25 protein-coding genes, 1 tRNA gene and 1 other annotated feature are annotated in these 24,768 nt (G+C 43.7%); of the genes, 19 read left to right on the forward strand and 7 right to left on the reverse strand.

All coding sequences use genetic code 11. The features are described 5' to 3' along the window. Positions 1–127 precede the first annotated feature (127 nt). From NLP_RS02120 to purU, 7 genes are all read left to right on the forward strand, one after another. A complete protein-coding gene (locus NLP_RS02120) occupies positions 128–1,390 on the forward strand; it encodes an RNA polymerase sigma factor (RefSeq protein ID WP_104904943.1) in 1,263 nt (420 codons plus the stop codon). Beyond that, positions 1,338–1,565, forward strand: coding sequence for a hypothetical protein (locus NLP_RS02125; RefSeq protein ID WP_104904944.1), 228 nt, complete (start codon positions 1,338–1,340; stop codon positions 1,563–1,565). The genes NLP_RS02120 and NLP_RS02125 overlap by 53 nt, the downstream gene beginning before the upstream one ends. Positions 1,566–1,911: 346 nt before the next feature. Then, positions 1,912–2,916, forward strand: coding sequence for an ABC transporter ATP-binding protein (locus tag NLP_RS02130; protein ID WP_104904945.1), 1,005 nt, complete (start codon positions 1,912–1,914; stop codon positions 2,914–2,916). Further along, positions 2,917–3,729, forward strand: coding sequence for an ABC transporter permease (locus NLP_RS02135; RefSeq protein ID WP_104904946.1), 813 nt, complete (start codon positions 2,917–2,919; stop codon positions 3,727–3,729). A 249-nt stretch (positions 3,730–3,978) separates the two neighbouring features. Then, a complete protein-coding gene (locus NLP_RS02140) occupies positions 3,979–5,793 on the forward strand; it encodes a GldG family protein (protein ID WP_104904947.1) in 1,815 nt (604 codons plus the stop codon). Positions 5,794–5,843: 50 nt separating this feature from the next. Beyond that, positions 5,844–6,470 (forward strand): DUF4340 domain-containing protein, encoded by a 627-nt coding sequence (locus NLP_RS02145; protein ID WP_104904948.1) that lies wholly within the window; start codon positions 5,844–5,846, stop codon positions 6,468–6,470. A 26-nt stretch (positions 6,471–6,496) separates the two neighbouring features. Then, entirely contained in the window at positions 6,497–7,351 is an 855-nt protein-coding gene (gene purU / locus NLP_RS02150) for a formyltetrahydrofolate deformylase (RefSeq protein WP_104904949.1), read from the forward strand. A gap of 96 nt (positions 7,352–7,447) precedes the next feature. Here purU and NLP_RS02155 read toward each other — a convergent pair whose 3' ends face one another. Beyond that, on the reverse strand, positions 7,448–7,972 hold the full coding sequence (locus NLP_RS02155) for a hypothetical protein (protein WP_234017175.1): 525 nt from the start codon (positions 7,970–7,972) through the stop codon (positions 7,448–7,450). A gap of 339 nt (positions 7,973–8,311) precedes the next feature. Between NLP_RS02155 and NLP_RS02160 the strand changes: the two genes are divergently transcribed. The 3 genes from NLP_RS02160 to NLP_RS02170 all read left to right on the forward strand — a co-directional run bounded on the left by NLP_RS02160 (position 8,312) and on the right by NLP_RS02170 (position 12,319). Further along, positions 8,312–9,664, forward strand: coding sequence for a hypothetical protein (locus NLP_RS02160; RefSeq protein ID WP_199784741.1), 1,353 nt, complete (start codon positions 8,312–8,314; stop codon positions 9,662–9,664). A 69-nt stretch (positions 9,665–9,733) separates the two neighbouring features. Then, positions 9,734–9,922, forward strand: a complete 189-nt coding sequence (locus NLP_RS02165) for a hypothetical protein (RefSeq protein ID WP_104904950.1) — start codon at positions 9,734–9,736, stop codon at positions 9,920–9,922. A gap of 108 nt (positions 9,923–10,030) precedes the next feature. After that, entirely contained in the window at positions 10,031–12,319 is a 2,289-nt protein-coding gene (locus NLP_RS02170) for an FUSC family protein (protein ID WP_104904951.1), read from the forward strand. Between the two features lie 204 nt (positions 12,320–12,523). Here the strand turns inward: NLP_RS02170 and NLP_RS32680 are convergent, their stop codons facing one another. The 3 genes from NLP_RS32680 to NLP_RS02180 all read right to left on the reverse strand — a co-directional run bounded on the left by NLP_RS32680 (position 12,524) and on the right by NLP_RS02180 (position 14,253). Then, positions 12,524–12,685, reverse strand: coding sequence for a hypothetical protein (locus NLP_RS32680; protein ID WP_158680255.1), 162 nt, complete (start codon positions 12,683–12,685; stop codon positions 12,524–12,526). A 102-nt stretch (positions 12,686–12,787) separates the two neighbouring features. Continuing rightward, positions 12,788–13,126, reverse strand: coding sequence for a DUF3140 domain-containing protein (locus NLP_RS02175; protein ID WP_104904952.1), 339 nt, complete (start codon positions 13,124–13,126; stop codon positions 12,788–12,790). 68 nt (positions 13,127–13,194) lie between these two features. Continuing rightward, positions 13,195–14,253, reverse strand: coding sequence for a glycosyltransferase family 2 protein (locus tag NLP_RS02180; protein WP_234017176.1), 1,059 nt, complete (start codon positions 14,251–14,253; stop codon positions 13,195–13,197). 152 nt (positions 14,254–14,405) lie between these two features. On the opposite strand from NLP_RS02180, the gene rplS reads away from it, so the two are divergent. The 8 genes from rplS (at position 14,406) to rplL (ending at position 18,687) form a co-directional block, all read left to right on the forward strand. Then, positions 14,406–14,768 carry a 50S ribosomal protein L19 gene (gene rplS / locus NLP_RS02185; protein WP_094348921.1) on the forward strand — a complete coding sequence of 121 codons (363 nt, stop codon included), beginning with the start codon at positions 14,406–14,408 and terminating at the stop codon, positions 14,766–14,768. Between the two features lie 152 nt (positions 14,769–14,920). Continuing rightward, positions 14,921–14,993, forward strand: a tRNA-Trp gene (locus NLP_RS02190). A gap of 179 nt (positions 14,994–15,172) precedes the next feature. Further along, positions 15,173–15,394, forward strand: a complete 222-nt coding sequence (secE, locus tag NLP_RS02195) for a preprotein translocase subunit SecE (RefSeq protein WP_104904953.1) — start codon at positions 15,173–15,175, stop codon at positions 15,392–15,394. Beyond that, positions 15,394–16,035, forward strand: a complete 642-nt coding sequence (nusG, locus tag NLP_RS02200) for a transcription termination/antitermination protein NusG (RefSeq protein ID WP_104904954.1) — start codon at positions 15,394–15,396, stop codon at positions 16,033–16,035. Before secE ends, nusG begins: the two co-directional genes overlap by 1 nt. Before the next feature lie 6 nt (positions 16,036–16,041). After that, on the forward strand, positions 16,042–16,467 hold the full coding sequence (rplK, locus tag NLP_RS02205; protein ID WP_104904955.1) for a 50S ribosomal protein L11: 426 nt from the start codon (positions 16,042–16,044) through the stop codon (positions 16,465–16,467). A 112-nt stretch (positions 16,468–16,579) separates the two neighbouring features. Then, entirely contained in the window at positions 16,580–17,293 is a 714-nt protein-coding gene (gene rplA, locus NLP_RS02210; RefSeq protein WP_104904956.1) for a 50S ribosomal protein L1, read from the forward strand. Between the two features lie 56 nt (positions 17,294–17,349). Further along, positions 17,350–17,520 (forward strand) — a sequence feature (ribosomal protein L10 leader region). Between the two features lie 62 nt (positions 17,521–17,582). Next, a complete protein-coding gene (rplJ, locus tag NLP_RS02215) occupies positions 17,583–18,197 on the forward strand; it encodes a 50S ribosomal protein L10 (RefSeq protein WP_104904957.1) in 615 nt (204 codons plus the stop codon). 100 nt (positions 18,198–18,297) lie between these two features. Continuing rightward, a complete protein-coding gene (gene rplL, locus NLP_RS02220) occupies positions 18,298–18,687 on the forward strand; it encodes a 50S ribosomal protein L7/L12 (RefSeq protein WP_104904958.1) in 390 nt (129 codons plus the stop codon). Positions 18,688–18,822: 135 nt separating this feature from the next. Here rplL and NLP_RS02225 read toward each other — a convergent pair whose 3' ends face one another. The 3 genes from NLP_RS02225 to NLP_RS02235 form a co-directional block, all read right to left on the reverse strand. After that, positions 18,823–19,473: a Uma2 family endonuclease gene (locus NLP_RS02225; protein WP_104904959.1), complete on the reverse strand. Its 651-nt coding sequence runs from the start codon at positions 19,471–19,473 to the stop codon at positions 18,823–18,825. A 278-nt stretch (positions 19,474–19,751) separates the two neighbouring features. Continuing rightward, positions 19,752–21,143, reverse strand: coding sequence for a hypothetical protein (locus NLP_RS02230; protein ID WP_104904960.1), 1,392 nt, complete (start codon positions 21,141–21,143; stop codon positions 19,752–19,754). Positions 21,144–21,474: 331 nt separating this feature from the next. Continuing rightward, the gene (locus tag NLP_RS02235; protein ID WP_104904961.1) at positions 21,475–23,523 is read right to left on the reverse strand and encodes an elongation factor G; all 2,049 of its coding nucleotides are present in this window, start codon (positions 23,521–23,523) and stop codon (positions 21,475–21,477) included. A gap of 267 nt (positions 23,524–23,790) precedes the next feature. Between NLP_RS02235 and NLP_RS02240 the strand changes: the two genes are divergently transcribed. Next, the gene (locus NLP_RS02240; RefSeq protein ID WP_104904962.1) at positions 23,791–24,711 is read left to right on the forward strand and encodes a tetratricopeptide repeat protein; all 921 of its coding nucleotides are present in this window, start codon (positions 23,791–23,793) and stop codon (positions 24,709–24,711) included. Positions 24,712–24,768 lie beyond the last annotated feature (57 nt).

A 24,768-nucleotide genomic window follows, 5' to 3' on the forward strand; every position in this document is an offset into this window, starting at 1 on the left:
TTTCAAATCGACAACACTCCGCCAAAAATTTTGATCGTTTAGTACGATCGGGGTATACCTCCCTTATTCCCTTTTTTCGTAAGTCGAACGGTGCTGCCTCAAATCGACACCTCGCCAAAAATTTTTTATGTCAGGTATAATCCCAAACGCAAAAACAGACGTAAACCAAGCGATCGCCTCCCTTTATCGGGCTGAATGGGGGCGGATCGTCGCCATCCTCATCCGGTTGGTGGGAGATTTCGATGTGGCTGAAGAAGCGGTACAGGAAGCTTTTATAGCCGCCGTGAATCAATGGCAGTCTAGCGGCGTGCCCGATCTCCCACGTGCATGGATCGTCAAAACAGCCCGATACAAAGCCATCGATCGCCTCCGACGGCGGACACGGCTGACGGAAAAACTGGAATGGTACGCCGCCTCCGGGTTGATTCCAACTCGCGAGGAGCCAACTTACGACACAGACAAAATTCCAGACGATCGGCTGCGGCTGATCTTTACTTGCTGCCACCCAGCACTAGGGATTGAGGCGCAGGTGGCTTTGACGCTGCGCCTCCTGGGCGGACTTGAAACAGATGAAATTGCGCGGGCGTTTCTCGTACCCACGGCAACGATGGCGCAACGGCTGGTACGTGCCAAGCGCAAGATTCGGGATGCAGGTATTCCCTATAAAGTGCCGGACACAACCGATCTGTCTGTGCGGGTAGACGCAGTGCTGACGGCGATCTATCTGATTTTCAATGAGGGCTACGCGACAACTAGGGGCGAGATGATGGTGAGGGCTGACCTCTGCACAGAAGCGATTCGGCTGGGTCGCCTCGTAAGGACGTTGATGGCACCGCAACCGCCCTCAGAAGTGACTGCACTCTTGGCGTTGATGTTGCTGCACGACTCCCGGCGCGATGCCCGTTTGGATGAGGTAGGCGATCTGGTGTTGCTCGAAGATCAGGATCGTCGTCGCTGGAACCAACAGCAGATTGCTGAGGCGCTACCGCTCGTTGAAGAGGCACTGGGGGGCGAGATTGGTTCGTTTGCAGTGCAAGCAGCGATCGCGGCACTACATTGTCAGGCAGCACAAGCAGAAGAAACGGACTGGTTACAAATTGTCCGCCTCTACGATTTGCTCGAACGCTTGCAGCCCTCGCCAATTGTGTCGCTGAACCGGGCGGTGGCGATTTCAATGATAGAGAGTCCTCAGACGGCCCTCGAACTGATTGATCGGCTTGCCCCCCAACTTAATGGCTACCATCTATTTCACGCCACCCGTGCCGAGATGCTGCGCCGCATCGGAGCCTCAGCGTCAGCCGCACAGAGCTACGCGATCGCGCTCATGCTAGTCACTAATGACAGCGAACGCCGCTTTCTGGAGCGTCGGCGGCGCGAAGTTCAGCCTTAAGGACAGGGGAATTTTACCAAGAAGCATTCATATAGGATACATCTGTGCAGGATGGCTGGGGCTGATTGTGTCAGGCGTCTGTTTTGTCTTACCTGCGGTTCTAATTACTGGTGTTGGCATCTCTTTATTAGCGATCGCATTTCCAGGTCATTTACAAAAGAATGTAGAGACGTAGCAGTGCTACATCTCTACAAAAGTTCTAAATGGAGAAGCTAGCTTATGTCTTACCGTTGTCTCAGAAATTCGTTGTTTTTGGTGGAACAAATGCAGAGATTACAGATGTTTGTTTTTTTAGCCTCACAATCTGTACAACCAAAAATAAAAGTAATTAATAGAACTGATGCAATTAGTTCTTTTAATTTCATATAGATAATCAATTATGAATTATCAATTATTTTGATATAAAGAGATTTCTCAGGAACTTTACCCGTTGTCGGCTAATCTTAGTGCCAGTCCCCCATACCCAATATTGCGATCTAAGATTGTTGGGTATATTATAAATTGCGATCGCCACTATACCGATGATTGAAGTTGAACATCTGAGTAAAATATACGGCTCCACCCCAGCGATTACTGATGTCACTTTTAGCGTCGAACCTGGGGAGATTTTAGGGTTATTGGGCCCCAATGGCGCTGGTAAAACTACAACCATGCGGATTCTGGCTGGTTATTTACCGGCAACTAATGGAAATGCGCGGATTGCTGGTTATGATGTCCATGAAAATTCCCTCGCTGTGCGCCAACGCATTGGTTATTTGCCCGAAACACCGCCGTTATATCCAGACATGACGGTGGAGGGATTTTTGCATTTTGTCGCCCGAATTAAGGGAGTTCCAGCAGGCGATCGCCCCAACAAGGTAACAGGCGCCATCGAACGCTGCAACTTAGAAGACAAGCGGCGGGTGATTATTCGTAAACTCTCTAAAGGATACCGCCAAAGAGTAGGAATTGCTCAAGCGATCGTCCACGATCCCCCAGCGATCATTTTAGATGAACCCACCGTCGGACTCGATCCCCGGCAAATAATTGAGGTGCGGAATTTAATTAAAAGCCTTGCTGGTACTCACACAATTATTCTTTCCACGCACATTCTGCCAGAAGTAAGTATGACTTGTAGCCGTGTCGCCATTATTAATTGCGGTAAAGTTGTGGCAACTAATACACCAGAAAATCTGATGACTCAGTTGACAGGCGGTTCAGGGTATGAGTTGGAAATAGAAGGAGAAGCTGCTCTAGCGAAACAGGTATTGCAAAAAGTCGCGGGTGTAAGTTTGATAGAATCAATTCCCACAGCCGGAGGTCATCAACCCCAGGAAAATCGCGCTTACCTGCGGGTAATATCGCAACCGGGAAAAGAACCAGGAAAGGATATTGCCACAACATTAGTGCGTGCAGGATTTGGTTTACATGAACTGCGGCGAGTTAACGCCACGTTAGAAGATGTGTTCTTGCAACTGACCACAGAAGAGAAAAATTTCGATACTGAGGTAGACTTAGCAGCAGACAACGAAGGAGAAGCAGCGTAAATGGGTATAGTGCTGAGTAATATTATTGCCATTTATCGCCGAGAGTTACAGAGTTATTTTGTATCACCTTTGGCTTATGCGATCGCAGGCATATTTTGGTTCATCGCCGGGTTATTCTTCGTAATGATTTTGCTAGGGCCAGACGGCATTTTGGTTGGAGTCGCGGCAATAGATGCACAAGGGCAACAACTGGGAGTACCAGTACCACCGATAGATGTCCCCTACGAATTTATCCGGGCATTTTTAGATCGTATGGGATGGCTATTGTTGTTTATCCTGCCAATACTTTCGATGGGACTCTATGCCGAAGAACGTAAGCGGGGCACTTTAGAATTATTAGCCACGTCACCAATCACCAATTGGGCGGTAGCTGTAGGTAAGTTATTAGGTGTGGTCACATTTTTTATCACAATGGTTCTACCTATGCTAGTGTTGGAAGCGATCGCCATCAGTGGCTCAAATCCACCAATGACACCCTCAATTCCCTTGCTCGGTCATTTTGGATTAATCTTACTAGCAGCAGCAATTTTATCTGTAGGAATGTTTATTTCCTCATTAACAGACAGCACAATTCTATCTGCCGTTTTTACCTTTGCAGTAATTTTATTATTGTTATTGATTGATTTAATCGCCAAAATTGTCCCTGGTCCCGTGGGCGAAGCTTTAAGTTATCTGTCGTTGCTGAAACATTACAACACTTTTATTCAAGGCATTTTTGATACCAGCGCCTTGATTTTATTCGCCAGTTACATTTTTTTTGGCATTTTTCTCACAGCTCAATCAATTGATGCACTGCGCTTTCAAAGGCAGTAGTTATATAAGTTATGAGTTAAAAGTTAGGAGTAAGGAGTTTAAGAAAAATCCAGAATACAGAATACAGAATTCAGAACAAGAAAGTGTGAGACTTAAACCCGTTTTTTCAGACGCTCTCTATGAGACACTGCGCTATCCAGCAGTCATACATAATTAAATTAGTTCTGAATTATAGCTCCTGACTCCTGAATTGTGTTTTGTTAAAACTACTAACTCCTAACTCCTAACTCCTCACTTCAGTCTAATAATATGAAGATAGTTGCAAAAAAGAAACTGTGGAAATATCTGTTTTGGTTGGGCCCATTCCTAATTACTGTTGGCTTAACAGTTGGGTTAGTCTCTGAACAGTGGGGATTAATTCCCTTAGTATTTTTGATTGGGGGAATTGTCATCAGTGGGTTAGGCTTAATATGGCAAAGCTACCAGAGTAACTGGTGGAACCGTCGTTCTACCCAAGCTGGGACTAATGCCCTAGTGGCAACTCTGGCAATATTAGCAATTTTGGGATTGATTAACTTTTTGGGAACTCGCTATCACTTGCGGGCAGACTTAACAGAAGCTCAATTATTTACCCTCGCACCCCAGTCACGTGAATTAGTAAGGGTTTTACCACAGCCAGTTAAAGTATGGGTATTTGATATTAACCAAAATCCCCAAGACAGAGAACTACTAGAAAATTATCAACGCCAAAGCTCAAAATTTAAATACGAGTATATCGACCCCCAAGCTAGACCAGGACTTGCAGAAAAGTTTGGCGTCAAAGATTACGGGGAAGTTTATTTAGAATCTGGCGATAAACGGCAATTAGTACAAACAGTAAATCAAAATGAGCGTTTGTCAGAAATCAGATTAACTAGTCGCCTGCAACAACTAACAAATTCAACCACAGCCAAAGTTTACTTACTGCAAGGTCATGGCGAACGCCAACTTTCGCCTGGTAAAGATGCAATATCACAAGCAGTTCAGGGATTAGGCGATAAAAATTTCACAACATCACCCCTGAATTTAGGAGAAACTTCCAAAGTTCCTCAAGATGCGGCTGTCGTAATACTAGCTGGCCCCAAACGAGGACTGTTTGAGGGTGAAGTCAAAGCTTTGCAAGAATATCTTAATCGCGGCGGTAACTTACTGCTGATGATTGATCCTAATACCGATCCCAAACTTAATAGCTTGCTACAAGAGTGGGGTGTTCGTCTGGATAATCGTTTAGCAGTCGATGTCTCTGGCGAAAGCGTTGTAGGACTTGGCCCTGCTGCGCCCTTAGTAACAGAATACGGAAAACATCCAATTACCAAAGATTTCGGTAACGGTAATTCTTTTTATCCGATTGCCCGCCCACTGGAAATTACCTCTGTGCCTGGTGTTCAGGCTACTCCACTGCTACGAACCAAACCCTACCCCAGCAGTTGGGCAGAAAGCGACCTCCAAAGCGAAAAATTGGAGTTTAATGCAGATAAAGACCTGAAAGGGCCTTTAACCTTGGGCGTTGCCTTAACAAGAAAACAAACACCCAAATCTGCTTCCACTCCCCAAGCTGCACCTACACCTTCACCCCTACCATCACCAACCACTCAAAGCAAGACTAGCCCTACTGCTTCCCCTTCCCCCAAGACTCCGCAAGCCTTACCTTTACCATCACCAACCATTCAAAGCAAGGCTAGCCCTACTGCTTCCCCTTCCCCCAAGACTCCGCAAGCGTTACCTCTACCATCACCAACCACTCAAAGTAAGGCTTCCCCTACTCCCCCTGCCTCCCCCCCCGCTCCTGCCCCTACTCCCTCATCTCAAACAGCTACGGAGTCACGGTTAGTAGTTTTAGGAAATTCCGATTTCGCCACCGATGGTTTGTTTCAACAGCAATTAAATGGAGATGTATTCCTCAACTCAGTTACTTGGCTGAGTCAACAGGATGAGCAACCCCTTTCCATTCGTCCCAAAGAACCGAAAAATCGGCGGATAACCCTGACAACCACACAAGGTAATCTTTTAATATTGTCATCTCTGTTGCTTTTACCTTTAATTGGGTTTGCGATCGCAGTTATTATTTGGTGGAAACGACGGTAGAGTGAAGAATTCTCTCTCAATTCCAATGACAAATGACAAATGACTAAAAAATGAAATTGCCGCGAACGACTTTAATTTTGATACTGGTAGCACTGGGTTTAGGTGGTTTTGTTTACTTCTATGAAATTCGGGGTGCAACTGTGCGAGAAGAAACAAAAGAGCAAAAGCAGAAAATTTTCTCTTTTGGAGAAAATGATGTGCAGTCTTTAACAGTCAAGACAAAAAAACTCACCCTGAATCTGGAAGGTAACCCTGAATCTTCTAGTAACCCCAAGTGGTTAATCAAATCTCCGATATCTGGGCCAGCAAATGATGCTATTGTTTCTTATTTAATGGATTTGTTGGTCAAGGGTAATAGCGAGCGTACTTTACCAACTCCAGCAAAACAGCTTGAAGAATTTGCCTTAGAACCACCCCAAGCAACTATTAATATCACCCTGAAAAACCGACAAAGCCATCAGTTTATTTTGGGTAAATCTAACTTTAACGGTCGTTTCTTGTATGCTCAAGCTGACCCTACTGCGAAACCTGATGGAAATATAAATGTGCTGTTGGTATCTACAGATTTTGCCAATGCCGTGAATCGGGAACTATCAGAGTGGAAACAACCTGTAGATAATAGTCAGAAACTTCCTCCGCTCACCATTCCCAATCCGACTCCGACAAACAGCAAATAATTAATTCCAATTCTGGCGATATTATTATGACAAATCCGACAGCAACATTGCTGATTTCCTGTGCCGATCGAAGGGGACTAGTGGCAAAATTTGCCAATTTCATCTATTCTAACGGTGGTAATATTATCCATGCAGATCAACACACAGATTTTGCTGCTGGGTTATTCCTTACGCGCATTGAATGGCAGCTAGATGGGTTTAATTTGCCACGAGAATTTATTGCCCCGGCTTTTAATGCGATCGCACAACCTTTAGGTGCTAAATGGGAATTACGTTTTTCTGATACAGTACCACGCATTGCTATTTGGGTAAGTCGGCAAGACCATTGTCTATTTGACTTAATTTGGAGACAACGCGCCAAAGAATTTATTGCTGAAATTCCTTTAATTATTAGTAACCATTCTAATTTAAATGTAGTGGCAGAACAATTTAATATCGAATTTCAGCACATTCCCATCAATAAAGATAATAGATCAGAACAAGAAGCTCAACAACTAGAATTACTTTGTAAATACAAAATAGATTTAGTTGTATTGGCGAAGTATATGCAGATTGTTAGTGCAAGTTTTATTAGTCAATTTCCGCAAATTATTAATATACATCATTCATTTTTACCAGCTTTTATTGGAGCCAACCCTTATCACCGAGCTTTTGAACGTGGTGTGAAAATTATTGGCGCAACAGCCCATTATGCCACTCCTGATTTAGATGCAGGCCCAATTATTGAACAAGATGTGGTGCGAGTCAGTCACCGTGATGAAGTTGATGATTTGGTGAGAAAAGGCAAAGATTTGGAGAGAATTGTATTAGCAAGAGCAGTGCGATCGCACTTACAAAATCGTGTATTAGTGTATGGTAATAGAACAGTAGTATTTGAGTGATTTTATATCCGAACGAATTTAATTCGGGACTATACAAACAAAGTCCGCCTACGCGGACTTTAGAAAATAGTTATTTAAAGAATTGCCGTAGCTGTTTTAGTTAGCTGAAACTACCTCTGTCTCATCTTTCGATTCATCTCTGATTTTAAAGTAGTAATAAAGATTACCAACAGTTAGGTCTGATGCCTGTTGCAAATTAGATGTAACTAATGTTTTATAACCAGTAATTACAGCTTGTTCACTAATATAAAATTCGTACTCTCTACGTAATTCAGGCTCGAATATAAATAGTAACTGGTCACGAAGCGAATAAAAATGAGATTTTTCGGCTAAACTCTCATATACTAATTGTTCTGGCGGTTCTGCTAAATTGATTGTGGAGTAGTGAGTATCTGAGTTATTAAAATCAGCGCTACTTAAAAGTTTTAATTCTGATGAAGGAAGCGATTGTATCCAATTAATATGATTTTGCCACGAATCCAATACTGCTAAATCATGATTTTTAATGCGGATAATTTCGGGAAAGAGAAAATCAAGCTCATCATGTGATTCACAACGATTAATTACAGTGAGAGCATCTTGACAGATTTTATCTTGGAGTAGGATGAGGCGATCGCTCACTGCTGAAACCTCATTCTGTACCTGACTTTTCCCATTAAGTCTTCAAAGGGTTACTCACAATAGATTTAAGAGAAAGTACAACATATACGGTACAGTAATTAAAATTCGGTGCTAGTCAGTAAGCTTTTCGAGACTTTACGGTAAAAGTCAGATGCTAAAACAGTATCTCTTTTTTTGGCTGTTTCTCTGGCTCTAGTGATGAACGGCAAAATCCCCTATTTCAGATTTTCCGAGGTTCCGCTGTGGTTTGCGGTCAAAGCCGCAACGCGAATGGACTGAAAAATTCCGCGAAAATTTCGGTGTAGCTTTTGTAGGATGAGATTAGACGATGAGGAAAATATGAAACTGGTGAATTTGATGAATTGCGCTGCTTGGCTGCTCTTTGCCGCGGCCTTTGCAGTTGTCGGTCAGGAAAGCGCCGCCGCTCCGGGATTCGATTTTAAAGGTCGCCTGCTCGTCTCGGTGTCGGACGCAGATATGGTTCCTTCGGCGTATATTGACGGCAATCTCGGTGCGGTGGACGGGGCGGACGCGCTTTCGGTCATTCGCCTGGACAGACCGCTGCGCGAACTCAAAGCGATCGAAATTCCTGCCAGCAATTCGGTCACGGGTCCTCCCTCATCTCTCGCTGTCACGCCCAACGGCAAATACGCCGTCGTCATCGAAACACTCGGACAGCGCACGGCAGGTAGGTCAGATCAAAAGCTCAAAGACCTTCCTTTAGGGCGCACAATCACAGTCGTTGACTTGTCCAACCCCGACCGTCCGCGCGTCAGTCAGCAAATCGAAGGCTTTCGGCAGCCGATAGCGGTGGCGATCAACTACAACGGTACGCTCGTCGCCGTTTCATACAGACCGGGCGGCGACGGCAAAACGACACCGCTCGCCGTTTACCGTTTGCAAAATGGCAAACTGAGTGCGCCGCTCGTGCCGCAGATTCCTGGCTGGACGGCGGGCGATTCGCTATCGCACGTTGAGTTTCACCCGACAGAGAACATTCTCGCGCTGGTCAACGAGACAAAGCCGACTCTCTCATTCGTTCGAGTAAGCGATAACGGAAGCGGCATCACACTCGCGCCTTGGGGCAATACGATTCAGATAGAATTCAATCCGTTTCAGATGCGTTTTACTCCGAACGGACGCTGCGCCATCATCAACTCGGCTTACACTGGAGCTGCCATCACCGGTCCCGGCTCGTATTTCTTTTCGCCGCGCGGCTCGGTGCAGAGCATCCGGCTCGCGGCGGATACAGCGGCGGACGGTACGCCTATTCACCGGATGATTGCGCGAGCCAGCACGGGTTTTATCCCTGAAGGCTTAAACATCAGTCCCGACGGACGATGGATCGTGACGACCAATCTTGAAAACAGCACGTTTGCCCCAAACGATCCGCGTCAGGAATTCTTCTCGTCGCTGACGCTGCTGCGGCTCGATTCCGAAAACGGTTTCTTAAACCGCGTCGGCGATTTCGCGTTCGACGGCGTATTGCCAGAAACAGCGGTGTTCGACAACTCCAGTCGCTATCTTGCCGTCACTAACTTCACCGATTTCGACCAGCAGCAAAAGGGTGGTTCGATAGATTTTTGGCGGCTCGTTGAAAGCCGCACCGAGCCGCAGCGCGTCGAACTGGTCAAGACAAATTACTCCGTTCCGGTCACGCGCGGGGTGCACACGATGAAGATTGTTCGTTGAAACCTTAATCTATTGCTCAGAAGAAAGCGGTTCTCTCAGCTTGCTCCTGACGATGGTGAATTGATGAAGATGATACACTCACAAGCGATCGCACTTTACGAAAATCTCCTCGAACAGCAGGAAAAAGCTCACAATGAAACCCTGGAACAACGTGAGGCTGAAAAGATGTGGATTTACCAAAAGCGCCAAGAACTTGAGCAAGTACAAAATGGGCTAGAAGTCATTCTCAGTAAATGCACCAGTGATAGTAAAAATTAAACAACTGAATGACCTCAAAAGACATATTACAACCATCCTCCACGCAGTTATATCTGGCTAAAATGCTTTAAGAAGCGATCGCGCTTTGTTATAGTCGCCAGTTTCATAATGCAATTTACAGATAAACGTCCTCTGGGTTGGTTGTTGCAGCAGTTTCAACTCCAGCCAGGTAAGCCCGCCCTTTCCTCTGGATTGCGTAGCCTTTTTATACTGGGTGTCCCGATTGGAATTGGAATCATTACAGGTCATGCTGCTGAAAGTGCGATCGCCACTATGGCAGCTTGGTTCGTTGGGATGGTAAATGTTGACGGAGCCTACCGTCAGCGAGCGATTGCGATGATCGCAGCTACGATTGGGGTAACTGTGATGTTCCTAATCGCAAGTCTGGTTAGCAGTCATCTCTGGTTAGCTGTCCCGACCACATTCTTGGTAATATTTATCACAGGTTTAGCAAATCTCTATGGCAACGTGGCTGCATCTGTCAGCTTGATTACTTCGATCATGTTTGTGATTGCGCTGGCTAGATTCGCTGCATTTTCTAATTTGTCTACTCTTATTCAACACTGTGGGCTATGTCTGGCTGGTGGAACATGGACAACTGTCTTGTCATTAGGACTGTGGGTGGTGCGTCCTTATGTACCTGCAATGCAGATAGTCGCTAACTGTTATCTCTCATTAAGCAATTTTGTGGACTTGGCAGGCCACAGAGCATTAAATCCAAAAGATCGTCAGCAGTGGGAACAGCAATTTTTGCAAGCTCAGGATACACTCATTCAGAACTTGACATCTGCCCGTAGCGTCTGGACAACTATCTGGACTAGGCAAAGAGGAGCTAACCTACGAGGAAATCAGTTACTCGTATTAATTGAGGATATAAATCAAATTGTCAATTCTGTTGTAGCACTGAACGAACTATTAGCGATCGCATCCGAACATCAACTATTTTCTCGGTTACAGCCAGAAATTCAGCAAGTGATAGAACAATTGGCAATTGCTCTGCAAATGTTATCACGAGCGATCGCTAAAGGAAAAAACTCACCTCACTTAGGGGATCTGGATCGAAGTATTGAAGCACTAGAACACCAAAGGCAAGTTCTGCGTTCTCAAGTCCTCAATCAAACCATCACTGCTCAGACAGATGAATATTCCGATCTAGTTAACCTTGGGAAAATTACAGCCAGTCTGACAAAGCTGGCAGAGCAAATTCATACTGATGCAGAGATTGTTACAGATTTAAGCCAAGGAAAACAACGCAACAGCATTGCCCAGCGAGATATTTCCCCCCCAGCCCAACCAGAGCGTTCTACAATTATTGATACGCTGCGAAATAACTTCACTTTTGATTCAGTCCTCTTTCGTCATGCGTTGCGTCTGGCACTAATCACAACGCTTGCGGAATTACTTGCCTCGCTATTCCAACTACCTAGAGGCTACTGGATAACGCTCACAGCTTTAGTTGCACTTAAACCCAACTTTGGGGGAACGTCACAGACAACAGTCCAAAGAGTTATCGGTACTATTTTAGGTGGAATTATCGGTATTGCTCTGGTTTTACTAGTTAAGAATCAATTAGCGATCGCAGTTTGTTTCCTGGTGCTTGTGTTTGTGGCGATGTCGGTGCGACCGTTAAGCTACAGTATATTCACCATACTACTCACTCCCGCCATCATATTGCTACTCAACATTATTAGTGCAGGTGGCTGGAAGGTTGGAGTATTGCGGATCTTCGATAGCTTTGCTGGGGGTGCCTTAGCACTGCTTGGTAGCTATTTGCTTTTCCCGCGTTGGGAACGACAGCAACTTCCTGCACAACTGGAAAAGACAATTCGAGCTAATCTTGCTTACTTTCAACAGGTAATTGCTAACTATCTCCATACAGAACATAATGCGTTTGCTGATTCTATCAACATGCTACGCCACCAAGCAGCGCTAGAAAATGTCAACGCCAACGCCGCAGCTCAACGATTGTTCAGCGAACCTCGTCACATTCAGGGAGAAATCGAACCTGTAATGACGCTGATGACATATATTCGTGGCTTTTTCAGTTCGGTAACAACTTTGACAGAACATCTGCGGGAATTTAGCGGCGAGTACCAGTTTACTGAACTCAAGCGACTTGCCGATACCATTGTGCAAGTTTTGCAAAACTTAGCAGATGCCCTTGGGCAGGGACAGCCACCTCAACCATTACCAGCGCTGGATAGCTATCTCGAAGCAATTCACAACCAAATCCAACAGCTACATACTGCTCGGTTATCAGAGATTGCTACCAATTCCAACACTTTAACTCCCACATTACAAGCCGTTCGAGAACAAACTCTGCTCTCCACAGAACTCGATCGAATTGTTAATGAAATTAAAGTTATGCACTGTGTAATTGCTCGTCTGCAAGAATAATTTTCTTTTCCCCCTGGCGCTGCGCTTTGCGCATCACGCGGGTGTTAACCTCTTGATTTTTTGTGAGTCTACGATCGCAGCTACCAGTTTGGCAGGATCGGCTGGTTTTGCAATATGGAGTTAAAATCCGGCTGTAAAAACCTGTTTTTGTGTGGTTTCTGCGACGTAAACACTTAGTACAGCATTTCATTAATTCGTAGCGAATTAAAGAAATGGCAATGCATCCCAATACAATCTTAATGCGTCCCCCTGCAATGCCAATGCATCCCCTTGCAATGCCAATGCATCCCCCTGCAATGCCAATGCATCCCCCTGCAATGCCAATGCGCCCCTCTGCAATGCCAATGCTTCCCCTTGCAATGCCAATGCATCCCCCTACATTAAAAATGCTATGCTTTTACGCAAAACTGTATCTAGGGCGATCGCGGGAATTTGCCAACCTAAATGGCGGACTATAAGGAAGGTACTTTACTTCAGCGGGTCGTGTCCCCAATTCTTCAAAGAATAGCACCAGCGTGTGTGTTCCAAATCACCCGATGGCTGCTGTGCAAGATGACGGTGGACGTAACTAATAACTTTCTTCATGTGCGAAAGATCGTCGTTGGTATAATCATCGTTTCTCTGCAATAGCTGGATGATACGCCGTCCAGATTTATGACCAATTGACTCATCGTCGCCATCCTTTTGCCCAACAGTTTGTGACTCATCCGTATCTAACCAAGACTCTAGGTCTTTAGGTGTCATATTGACAACTTGATGAAACTCGTCAATCACCCCTTTAACAATTACACTGGGGGTTATTATCATGATGACACCGTGGCAACTTTGAATAATTTCACTGCGACAAATCTAGTAGTTGGTAGTAACGTCTTCGTCTAGCGCTCAGAGGTTGACTGGGCGCTCACGGGCAAGTCCACCAGTGGCACAGAATCTAATTCTAAGTTCTGAAGACTGGCGCTTTTATTCTGGGTATTTTGCCAGACATCATAATGCAACTCAATCAATACAAGTTTACGAATTTGAGAATTGTTTCCCTGAGAGCGGCGTGATGAAACAGCAGTTAGCAAAAACTTCCAAGACCGAGGAGAAAGTATAGATGGATCTATGATTGAAAGAAAACTGTTGAGATTTTTTTGCTTCAGTGCAACTAAAATCCAATGGAGTTTTAGGTAATTTTTTATATCCTGAAAGACAGGAATCTTTGAGCGATGTTGCTCATTTACCAAGGCGTAAATTTTCTCCTTCATCAAAATATTTGTCGCCAACCGCCGAGACAAAGAAAACTTTTGATTATACGCACCCGGCCAGATAGTGCGGTAAGCAAGACACTGGTTGAAGAAAATAGCATCGCCAAACTGAGCAATCCGAATCCAGGAATCGATGTCATCACAGTTAGCATCAAGTGTGGAGTCCCAACCACCACTTTGCAGGAAAGCATCACGTCGACAAGCTACTTGTACAGGTGTGCCAAAGGGTACAAGCTCTAAAAGCATCCCGTAGTGAATATCGGCTTGGGGGATATAAAAAGCTAAACCAGGGCCAACTTGGGGGGTGCGAGATAGTTCAACTTCATTGCCATCCACCTGAGCCGCCACACAAGAGCAGATTACAGCTTCGGGACGAAGTGCGATCGCCTTTGCCATCTCTTCTATGCAGTTAGGCGCTAAATAGTCATCATCATCTAAGAACTTAATCCAGTCGCCGTTAGCTTTGGCAACTCCAGCATTTACTGTTGCTGCATGACCAAGGTTTACTTCGTTACGATGGTAAACAACCTTGTCCTCTAAGCTTTTGAGATAGGTTTGGGTGTCATCATCAGAACAATCGTCAGCTACAACTACCTCGCACTCGACTGTTTGGTTACGAGCCGAATCAATTGCTCTTTGCAGTAAATTCAAGCGATTATAGGTACTGATGACGATGCTAAATTTCATAAATTTTTCCTTTGTAGTACGGCATTTTGCAATATAGCTTTGATATGCAGGCTGTTGTATCAGTACAATTATCAATCCTAACAAGTAGACTGAAATAGGATTATCGATTTATCATTGATGATCGTGAGTTTTTTTAAGCAGACAGAAAGACTATGAACGCTCAAGAGATTATCCGCTCCATTGAAGCGGAACAGATAAAATCGAATCTGCCCGACATTTATGTGGGCGACACTGTAAAAGTGGGAGTAAAAATCAAAGAAGGCGAAAAATACCGCGTGCAACCCTACGAGGGAGTTGTGATTGCCAAGCGCAATGGCGGCATCAACGAAACTATTACAGTTCGTAAGGTTTTTCAAGGCGTGGGCGTTGAGCGGGTATTTCTGTTGCATTCTCCCCGGATTGACAGCATTAAGGTGTTACGTCGCGGTAAAGTACGCCGTGCTAAATTATATTATCTCCGCGATCGCGTAGGTAAGGCAACCCGAATCAAGCAACGGTTTGACCGCCCTTTGTGATTCGTCCTTCAAAATATTGGGAGAAATCTCAAGCTGCAAGCGGCATCTGCCGCTGACTTGTTTTCCCAACAAAATTCAGGTATGATGTAAATCGCATATTGCGTTAAACTGAAATTTAGTTCAGCGCAATCACTGAATCAAAAACAGCTTGTGCGCTCTTAGTTCAGTTGGTAGAACGCAGGTCTCCAAAACCTGATGTCGGGGGTTCAAGTCCTCCAGGGCGCGCTCATGAGCAAAAAACAAAGCCCGAAATAATTACGCAGCTGCTAATATAGCAGTCAGCGTTAATAATTTCGGGTAAACTTATTGTATTTGCAGTTGTTTTGCTCACAGTAAGTGAAATAGAGTCGAAACTGCAAACCTGGATGACCAAAATTGAGTGACAAACGGGAGAATTAAGGGTCGTGGCCAAAAAAAGTGAAGCAGAATTGCCAGAAACTACAAATGGGTTTAGCTTTAACAACTTCATACAGGGAACCAAAGAAGAACTTGAAAAAGTAGTTTGGCCCAGTCGTAAACAGATAGTGAGCGAATCCGCAGCTGTGTTGTTAATGGTTGCACTCTCCGCATCTTTGATATACTTGGTCGATGGATTGTTTCGTTGGGCAGCACAACAGGTGTTCTGATGACTTTTGCAACAGATGAACCACGCAACTCAATGTTGCAGTCAGACGAAGCAGCAGAAGCAGCAGAAGCAGCGTCAAAAGAATCACGCTGGTATGCAGTGCAAGTAGCTTCAGGCTGTGAAAAGCGTGTAAAGACTAACTTAGAGCAACGCATTCAAACTTTTGATGTAGCTGACAAAATTATCCAGGTAGAAATTCCGCAGACGCCAGCGGTGAAAATCCGCAAAGATGGCAGTCGCCAGCATACAGAAGAAAAAGTTTTCCCTGGCTATGTGCTGGTGCGGATGATGATGGATGATGATACGTGGCAGGTGGTACGCAACACCTCTCATGTAATTAACTTTGTCGGTTCAGAACAAAAACGTGGTAGCAGCAAGGGTCGCGGTCATGTCAACCCCATACCACTGAGTTCTTCAGAAGTTGAGCGTATATTCAAACAAACCAGCGAACAAGAAGCTGTTGTCAAAATTGACATGGCTACTGGTGATAAGATAATGGTGCTTTCTGGTCCATTTAAAGACTTTGAAGGCGAGGTGATTGAAGTCTCTCCAGAGCGGAGTAAACTTAAAGCCTTGCTCTCAATTTTCGGCAGGGATACACCAGTAGAATTGGAATTTAATCAGGTAGAGAAACAAAGTTAAATACAAATGGCGAAGAAAATAGTGGCGGTCATTAAACTGGCCCTGAATGCTGGAAAAGCCAACCCAGCACCGCCAGTTGGGCCCGCCTTGGGTCAACATGGTGTCAACATCATGATGTTTTGTAAAGAGTACAACGCCAAAACAGCAGACCAAGCTGGAACGGTGATACCTGTAGAAATTTCGGTTTTTGAAGACCGGAGTTTTACATTCGTACTAAAAACGCCACCCGCATCAGTGCTGATTCGGAAGGCGGCGAAAGTTGAAAAAGGCTCGAATGAACCCAACAAAAAGAAGGTTGGGTCAATTACCAAAGCACAATTGCAAGAAATAGCCCAAACGAAACTCCCCGACCTCAATGCCAACGATATCGACGCGGCAATGAAGATTGTGGCAGGAACGGCTAAAAATATGGGTGTAACAGTTACGGATTAGTCATTGGTCATTGGTTATTAGTAAAAAATCAACAAATGACAAATGACAAAGGACAAATAACTAAAAATTATCGGGGGAGAGGCGAGGCTTCGGAATTACCCCAGGAGAACAAATGCCAAAAATATCGCGTCGTTTGCAGGGTCTGCAAGCAAAAGTAGAAGAGAAAGATTATCATCCCCTAGAGGCTTTAGCCCTTCTCAAAGACACAGCAACAGCTAAATTTACTGAAGCTGCTGAAGCCCATATCCGGTTGGGAATTGACCCCAAGTATACAGACCAACAGTTGCGGACAACGGTAGCACTGCCCAAAGGTACAGGACAAATCGTCCGGGTGGCGGTGATAGCCAGAGGCGAAAAGGTAAACGAAGCCAGCAGTGCTGGTGCTGATATAGTTGGGTCAGAAGAACTGATTGACGAAATCCAGAAAGGTAGAATGGATTTTGACAAGCTAATTGCTACACCCGATGTGATGCCACAGGTGGCAAAGTTGGGTAAGTTGCTTGGACCGCGTGGTTTGATGCCATCGCCCAAGGGTGGAACCGTAACATTTGACTTAGCAGGTGCGATCGCAGAATTCAAAGCAGGTAAATTAGAATTCCGAGCTGACCGAACTGGTATTGTCCATGTTATGTTTGGTAAGACAACCTTCTCGCCTGAAGATTTGTTAGTCAACCTGAAGGCATTGCAGGAGACGATTGATCGTAACCGTCCTTCAGGAGCTAAAGGTCGTTATTGGCGCACATTTTATGTGTCAGCCACAATGGGGCCATCAATTAAAATTGATGTCACCGCCCTACGAGATTTAAAACTGAGCGAAGCTGGTTAATTTTTAGTCATTAGTCATTAGTCATTTGTAAAGGCAAAGGACAAATGACTAATGATCAAATTCAATAGGCAAAGCCGGAGACAGCAGGTGCGAATAGCTTAAATACCCTGCCGAGGTTAAAACTCTAATTGTCATAATTTATTACCCCTAAAGGTGTAATAAATTATGACATCGGGAGTCTTAATACTCAACCCCGGCTAAATTAGTCGGGGTTTGTTGTTTGGGTTCAGGTTTAGAAGAAATGTACAAGTAGGGCAATCACCGATTGTTTTAAGGAGGTGAGATTGGAATGGGTAGAACACTAGAAAATAAAAAAGAAATAGTAGCTGACCTCAAAGAAACTTTGAGTGAGTCAACTCTGGCACTGGTAATTGACTATCAGGGGCTAACAGTTTCGGAAATCACAGATTTACGGCGGCGGCTGCGTCCCAGTGGCACTGTTTGTAAGGTGACGAAGAACACTTTAATGGGCATTGCCATTAAAGACGATGAAAAATGGCAGCCTTTGTCGGAATTACTCAATGGTGCTTCTGCCTTTTTGCTGGTAAAAGAAGATTTTTCATCGGCAATTAAGGCATACCAAGAATTCCAGAAAGTTACCAAGAAGACAGAACTTCGTGGTGGTGTACTGGAAGGTCGCCTACTCAAAGAACCTGATGTCAAGGTACTAGGAGACTTGCCATCTAAGGAACAACTCATCGCCCAAATCGCTGGGGCTATCAACGCCTTGGCTACCAAGATTGCTGTGGGTATCAACGAAGTTCCTGGTTCACTGGCTCGTGCTTTGCAGGCTGTGGCCGACCAAGAGCAAAGTGGTGGTAGTACCGAAACTGCTGCTGTTCAAGATAGCAGTGCCGAAACCTCTGCTGAAGCTGATAGCAGCACTGAAACTGCTGCTGAATAGACTTCGTAGTTCATCAGTCAAAAGTCAAAAGCTAATGACTAATGACTAATGACTAATGACCGATGACAAATAAATAATCAAAATTACAGGAGTTATATCAATGTCTGCTGCAACCGATCAAATTTTAGAACAACTAAAAACCCTGTCTTTAATCGAAGCTTCTGAGTTAGTCAAGCAAATTGAAGAAGCTTTTGGTGTGAGTGCTGCTGCACCTGTTGGCGTAGCGTTTGCAGGCCCTGGTGCTACTGCTGCTCCTGCTGAAGAAGCTGTTGAGCAAACCGAGTTTGAAGTGATTCTCGAATCAGTCCCAGCTGATAAGAAGATTGCCGTGCTGAAGATTGTCCGAGAATTGACCGGTTTGGGCCTGAAAGAAGCTAAAGACTTGGTGGAAGCTGCGCCCAAGGCAGTTAAAGAAGGTATTGCTAAGGATGCTGCTGAAGATGCTAAGAAGCGCATCGAAGAAGCTGGCGGTAAGGTGACTGTTAAGTAGTCACAATTCTATTATCAGTTTTTTATTAAGGAGCCTAAGTTAGGCTCCTTTTTTTATCGTGGAGTCTTCTGTTGGATAGAAAAATACTATTAAGTATTACAACGCTCATTTGTTATTAAAAGGGCAAGGTTTATATTAAGTTGAGTTGATTTGCTTTCTTACCCATTGACGAAATGCTCTAAGTGTTGAACTTCTACCTAAAGTTTGGCTTTGTTCGACAAACTGGGGAATTGCTTCAACAATGGGCAAGTTAGAAAAAGTAGAACTAATTTCAGACTCAATATATTTGCCATCCTGAAGAATATTAATTTGTAGCTTGTCATTTTCATATCGCCACAGTTCAGGAACTCGCAATGCTTCATAAGCATCAAGTTGAGTTTTGGAAGTCACATCAACTTCAATTGCTAAATCAGGTGGCGGGTCAACCCTCAAGTCTATTCGCTCTTTACCAATCGTTTGAGCATGATTTTGAATGTAGAAAGAGTCATCAGGCTCTACACCAAAAGCCATATCTTCACGTTTGAAAGTGGTTGAGCCAAATGTTTCACAGTCAATCTCTAACTCTTCCAAGAGAATTTTCACCAAATCCCCAATGATGACTTTGGCTTTTTCATGCTTTGGTAATGGCATTCTCATCTCCAAAGTTCCCTGACTGTAAGCCAACCGAGTGGCTCGATGGTCGCCAAGTTCTTCTAAAATTGCCTCAAATTCTTGCCAGCTAACATCGTGGACTATTACTCTATGTCCCGGCGGAACACTTAATTGTCGCAATTGAAGTGTTACCATTACTTACCATTGAAATTTCATGTTGAAGCTTGCAAAAGCCAATATTAAGTTATCGTAGAGCAGAAAGTTCACACTAGTTATAGATTGGGTGGACTTAGTACAGCTTTGCGTAAAATTTTAGCGTTTTTAAACGCAGAGGAACGCAAAGTAAGCGCAAAGGGATGCAAAGTATTACCAAATTTAATTTACTACGAATTAATGAAATGCTCTACTTAGGAAATTCAAAAAACGAGTTTTCAGATGCTGAGTGTCGCTCTACTCGAATCAATCTACGAGCATTAGCTATTAGTACATAATAAATCTAGCCCAGGTAAAGAAAAAACACCACTTGTGCTAAATATAGTGTCCCAAAATATTTCTAGGTTCAGTTCACCTCTTTGCAAGGCACAAAGGGCGTTAAAAAGCTGCATTGTTGTAATTAGACATTGATCAGACTTTTTTGCAGCTTGAATACAGTTAAGCGGGAAAGGCTCACCTCGATTCCCTAAAGGTTCATTACGGAATGCATTTACAATTAATATTCCTTTACTTTCCCAATCTTCATCAATAAGCGCATCGCGTACCCACTGATCAAGTTGACGCACCTCGCGTAGCTTTAATTGGTGTGTTAAGCCTTTGATTTCTAGCATTCCTCTCCGCTGCTTAGAATCAATTAATCGTCCATCTTCTTTACCTGGCTGTTTTGGTTCATCAACCTGAGCGCCTAATTCTCTTAGCACATCACGCACAACTGGTTCTAATGCAGCTTCACCTTGTTCGTAAAGTAATTTACGAAATCGTGACTCTTCTCCCAATCGGATTGTAGCTGCTGTAAGTTCCTTTTCCAATTGTTTAATTGCATCTTTACACCGATCTATCTCAGCTTCAATGGGCAACTCGTGAGGAAGTTTGTATGCTTCTACCCATGCTGGTGGAGTTGACTCAAATTGTAACTCATATCTTTCTTGTAAAATTAGATCAACTGCTTCCTGGGCAGAAATTTCTGTTGGTATGGGAAGACAAATGACATCACCTGATATTCTAAGAACTGCTATAGGTTTCTGTGAATCAATAAAGTTTCCTCCACCTACACCCAATACTTGAAACTTCATTCGGAAAGCAATATCTTCTTGAAATCGGGTTTGTGCAAGTGAATGACATTGAATTTCTAAATGATCAGCTTGAGGATGAACTAAATTTAAGTAATAAGTCTGAATGTATTCGTTAGGAATATAATTAGAGGTTCTATGAGAGAACCATCGACGCACATACTTGAAGTAATAGCTAAACTCAGGGTCAATATTGCGAATTTCTTCACCCAAATCAAATACCAACTGTGGAAGTAATGGTGGTAGCCACATGGAAATATCAATATGAGAATTTTTTCCAGTGTAGATTGTAGGCTCTCCAATAATAATCAGTTCGCTTGCTTGGCTAAATACAAGTCGGGCAAATTGCTGCCAAGAGGGTAATGTCTCTATATTTATGTTATCAGCAAAATTCTGATCCAAAAAGGGTTTTAGGTTAAGAATAACTACATCATAATCAGCAACATTAAGGAATTTCGGCAATCTATCCCAAGTGTAAGCGCTTATCTGTCTTGTATGAGGTGCTGAACCAAGCACAAGAATTTTCTTTTCTAAACGTTCTTCACCACTATTTAGATCACAATTTACTTTTGCTTCAGACACTAACGTTTTTCTCCTTAAGTGCGTGCTTAATGGTAGTGCTTACCTACGACTTCACATCATAAATATAAATACTTAACCTAAAGTGATTACAAACATCTTACACAATTTTTCGTATTTTGTATTACATAAACTACAAAACACAGATTCTTTATGTCTAGTTGTAGCAATTTAGTTTACATTAGGAAACTAAAAATAAAATTATGTTTTGAAGTGTTAGGTAGAACCAAGTCGTACCTAATCGCTAAAATTGAGGACGATCTATAAAATTAGGAACACCCTTTATGAGTGTCCCTATATAGAAAATCAACATGGATTCTAGATAAATCCAAGATTACTTGCCGTTACCGTTAGCACCATTCCCATTGCTGTGAATGACACGTTCAGCAAGCTTTTCCGGTACTTCCTGGAGATGGTTATATTCCCAGTGGAAGGAACCAACGCCGAGAGTGAGCGATCGCAGCTCTACAATAAAATTCTGCATCTCTGCTTGTGGTAAGTATGCAGAGACATTATCCCAGCCTTGCCAATCATTTCTCCCCTCATAGCCTAAAATTTGCCCCCGTCTACCACTCAATAGTTGCAGCACTTTGGAGGTAAATTCACTTGGTGTTGTCACTTCCAGCCGCAAAATCGGTTCTAATAGGGTAGGTTCTGCTTGGGGTATCCCCGTTTGCATTGCCAATCGGGCAGCTTGCTTAAAGGCTTGTTCGGAACTGTCAACGTTGTGATACGAACCATTAGTCAGAGTTACCGCTACATCAACTATTGGGAAGCCCAAAGGCCCGTGTGTCAAAAATTCCCGCACGCCCATTTCCACGCCGGGAATGTACTGTTTAGGAACCACGCCACCGACAATAGTTTCATTAAAGTTAAAACCTGTACCGCGTGGTAGGGGCTTGATTTCGAGAAAAACATCACCAAACTGTCCGTGACCACCGCTTTGATGTTTGTAGCGTCCATGAACTGAAGCCACCGTTTTACGGATGGTTTCTTTATAAGGCACTTGCGGTAAGTGGGTTGTCATTGGCAAGTTATATTTGCGGCGCAGTCTGTCTAGGGTAACTTGCAAATGAATCTCGCCTTGACCCCAAAGAATAACTTCGTGGGTATCGCCGTGTTGTTCCCAAGCAAGTGAGCAGTCTTCTTCTAATAACTTGGTAATAGCACTGCTGAGTTTCACTTCATCGTTGCGCTTTTCTGGTGTAATGGCGAGGGCATACACAGGTTCCAACTGTACAGCTTTGGGTAATTCCATCGCCGATTGCTGTTCTGTGGAGATTGTATCGCCTGTCTTGATTCCTTCTAAACGGCTCAATGCGACAACTTCACCAGCACCAACTTCATTAACGAACTGCTGTTGTTGTCCCATGAGGCGGTAAATTCCACCAGTGCGAATGCCATTGAGGACAATACCATCAGTTAATTTGCCCCGCCAAACACGCACCAGAGAAAGTTTGCCACCTTGGGGAGTGTAGTAAGTTTTTAATACCTGCGCTAGAGGTTTATCACCTTTTAAGTTTTTTAAACGACGTTCTGCTGTGGTTTCTGGTTCAGGAGCTTCTCGTAACAAGGCTTCTAATAGAGGTCTAACACCAAAATCTTGTTCTGCCACACCAAAGAAAACGGGCACTACCAAATCTGCCCCTAATTCCATTTTTAAATCTTTAAGGATTTCTTCTTGAGATGGTTCGATGTCTTCTAAAAGTTCTTCGAGTAAATGGTCGTCAAAATTTGCTAAGGCTTCGAGCATTTCTGCCCGTGCTGTATGTTCTTCTTCTTTCAAACTTTCGGGGAAGGGAATGGGGTCAGCAGGTGCGCCTGGATGATATTGATATGCCTGTTCGCTCACCATATCAATAAAGCCAGTAAGTTGTTCCCCGTTCATGATCGGATATTGATGCGCTACCAAAGGACGGCTAGATACTGCTTTCAGGGCGTGTAACGTTTCCAAAACGTGAATATTTGCCCGATCCATTTTGTTGACGAAGACGAAATGAGGAATTTCCCAATCGTCCAGGAATTTAAATAAAGGGGCAAGGGTGAGGACTCGTTCGCGGATGGGTTCGCAAACTACAATTGCTGCATCGACTCCGATTAAAGCATTGTACGTTTCTTGGGCAAATTCTATACTTCCCGGACAGTCAATAAAAGTGAAGCGAATGCCGTTATACTCAGTGCTAGCGGCGCTGACTTCTACACTCATCTGGCGATCGCGCGACTCGGCTGCACTATCTCCGACTGTATTGCTGTCCTTAATATTGCCTTTGCGGGAAATTGCCCCTGTGACAAATAACAAGCTTTCTAGTAAAGTGGTTTTTCCACTTAAATAAGGCCCGACAATTGCAACGTTCCGCGAACCCGATTTTACTTTTTCGTTCATAAAAACCTCCCTTGCGGTAATTAATTCATAACCGCATGATTCTGTATATATCAAGGGATAAAAAAATGGTTCTCTGGAGTCAAAATTACCCCTTCTTTAATTCGTTATTATCCTCCCTTTAATCGGAAGTTAAAAAAATTGTAGCGTGTCGTAAGATTTAGCTTAAGAAAAGTTAAGGCTCACAAATTTTTATCCCGAATCAAAAACTTTTGTAAAAAACTTTTTGTGAAGTAAATTTAACTGAAAGTGTTGCGAGTCAGAAAATCAATGAGATTATCATTCTTTAAATATCGCATAGCAGGGTTAGTAAGTTTGATGCTGGTTATGAGTATTTCCTCTCCCTCTCTTGCTCTATCTCCTCCTGTGGCCTCAAAGTTGGAACAATCTAATCCTAAAACTGCCGTAGACTGGTTAAACCAAGGCTTACAAGCAATTCAGGCGGGAAAGGTACAAGATGCGATCGCTGCCTTTAAACAAGCAGCTAAATTAGATCCGACATTAGCACCAGCACACTATAATCTAGGGCTAGCACTTCGACAAACGGGACAATTACAACCCTCTGCGGATGCATTTTATCGAGCGACGCAAGCCGATCCCAAATTTGCTCCAGCTTTTGCTAATTTAGGCGGAGCGTTATTAGAAGGCAATAATTTAAAGTTAGCTAACGATTATTTACAACGCGCTTTAGAACTCGATCCCAAACTCGGATTTGCCCACTATAACTTGGGATTAGTGCGAGAACAGCAACGAAATTGCGAACAAGCGATCGCCTCTTTTAAAAAAGCTGGAGAATATAGCAAAAATGCACCAGAACCTCTTTACCATATAGGGATGTGTTATCTCCAACAAGGGAAACTAGATCAAGCCAGAAGTGCATTTTATCAGGCATTAAAAATTAATCCCAAGTATCCAGAAGCTTACTACAATCTCGGCTCAATTTTTGTTCAACAAAGTAAATTACAAGAAGCATTAGAAGCTTTTAGAAAATCAGCCGAAGCTAACTCTAACTATCCCAACGCTTATTATGGTGCTGGGTTAGTTTTTATCCAGTTACAGCAATATGGCGATGCAGTACAAGTATTGCAATTTGCTAGAGATTTATACAATACTCAAAAAAATCCTCAGTGGGCGAAAAACGCCGAGCAATTGTTGCAACAAGCACAAAATTTAAATTACCAACCTCGCTGAGGCAAAAAAATTTAATATTGCATAACATAAAACTATTGGGTTGGCTCGCTGGTGTTG

The organism is Nostoc sp. 'Lobaria pulmonaria (5183) cyanobiont' (assembly GCF_002949795.1).
Taxonomy (GTDB): domain Bacteria; phylum Cyanobacteriota; class Cyanobacteriia; order Cyanobacteriales; family Nostocaceae; genus Nostoc.

Excerpts from the sequence above, each read along its gene's own strand:
- rplA (WP_104904956.1), top strand. The coding sequence starts at position 16,580 with ATGCCAAAAATATCGCGTCGTTTGCAGGGTCTGCAAGCAAAAGTAGAA.
- rplL (WP_104904958.1), top strand. The coding sequence starts at position 18,298 with ATGTCTGCTGCAACCGATCAAATTTTAGAACAACTAAAAACCCTGTCT.
- NLP_RS02145 (WP_104904948.1), top strand. The coding sequence starts at position 5,844 with ATGAAATTGCCGCGAACGACTTTAATTTTGATACTGGTAGCACTGGGT.
- NLP_RS02165 (WP_104904950.1), top strand. The coding sequence starts at position 9,734 with ATGATACACTCACAAGCGATCGCACTTTACGAAAATCTCCTCGAACAG.
- rplK (WP_104904955.1), top strand. The coding sequence starts at position 16,042 with ATGGCGAAGAAAATAGTGGCGGTCATTAAACTGGCCCTGAATGCTGGA.
- NLP_RS02235 (WP_104904961.1), bottom strand. The coding sequence starts at position 23,523 with ATGAACGAAAAAGTAAAATCGGGTTCGCGGAACGTTGCAATTGTCGGG.
- purU (WP_104904949.1), top strand. The coding sequence starts at position 6,497 with ATGACAAATCCGACAGCAACATTGCTGATTTCCTGTGCCGATCGAAGG.
- NLP_RS02180 (WP_234017176.1), bottom strand. The coding sequence starts at position 14,253 with ATGAAATTTAGCATCGTCATCAGTACCTATAATCGCTTGAATTTACTG.
- NLP_RS02160 (WP_199784741.1), top strand. The coding sequence starts at position 8,312 with ATGAAACTGGTGAATTTGATGAATTGCGCTGCTTGGCTGCTCTTTGCC.
- NLP_RS02125 (WP_104904944.1), top strand. The coding sequence starts at position 1,338 with ATGACAGCGAACGCCGCTTTCTGGAGCGTCGGCGGCGCGAAGTTCAGC.
- NLP_RS02120 (WP_104904943.1), top strand. The coding sequence starts at position 128 with ATGTCAGGTATAATCCCAAACGCAAAAACAGACGTAAACCAAGCGATC.
- NLP_RS02175 (WP_104904952.1), bottom strand. The coding sequence starts at position 13,126 with ATGATAATAACCCCCAGTGTAATTGTTAAAGGGGTGATTGACGAGTTT.
- NLP_RS02240 (WP_104904962.1), top strand. The coding sequence starts at position 23,791 with ATGAGATTATCATTCTTTAAATATCGCATAGCAGGGTTAGTAAGTTTG.
- NLP_RS02135 (WP_104904946.1), top strand. The coding sequence starts at position 2,917 with ATGGGTATAGTGCTGAGTAATATTATTGCCATTTATCGCCGAGAGTTA.
- rplS (WP_094348921.1), top strand. The coding sequence starts at position 14,406 with ATGAACGCTCAAGAGATTATCCGCTCCATTGAAGCGGAACAGATAAAA.
- NLP_RS02140 (WP_104904947.1), top strand. The coding sequence starts at position 3,979 with ATGAAGATAGTTGCAAAAAAGAAACTGTGGAAATATCTGTTTTGGTTG.
- NLP_RS02170 (WP_104904951.1), top strand. The coding sequence starts at position 10,031 with ATGCAATTTACAGATAAACGTCCTCTGGGTTGGTTGTTGCAGCAGTTT.
- nusG (WP_104904954.1), top strand. The coding sequence starts at position 15,394 with ATGACTTTTGCAACAGATGAACCACGCAACTCAATGTTGCAGTCAGAC.
- rplJ (WP_104904957.1), top strand. The coding sequence starts at position 17,583 with ATGGGTAGAACACTAGAAAATAAAAAAGAAATAGTAGCTGACCTCAAA.
- NLP_RS02225 (WP_104904959.1), bottom strand. The coding sequence starts at position 19,473 with ATGGTAACACTTCAATTGCGACAATTAAGTGTTCCGCCGGGACATAGA.
- NLP_RS02130 (WP_104904945.1), top strand. The coding sequence starts at position 1,912 with ATGATTGAAGTTGAACATCTGAGTAAAATATACGGCTCCACCCCAGCG.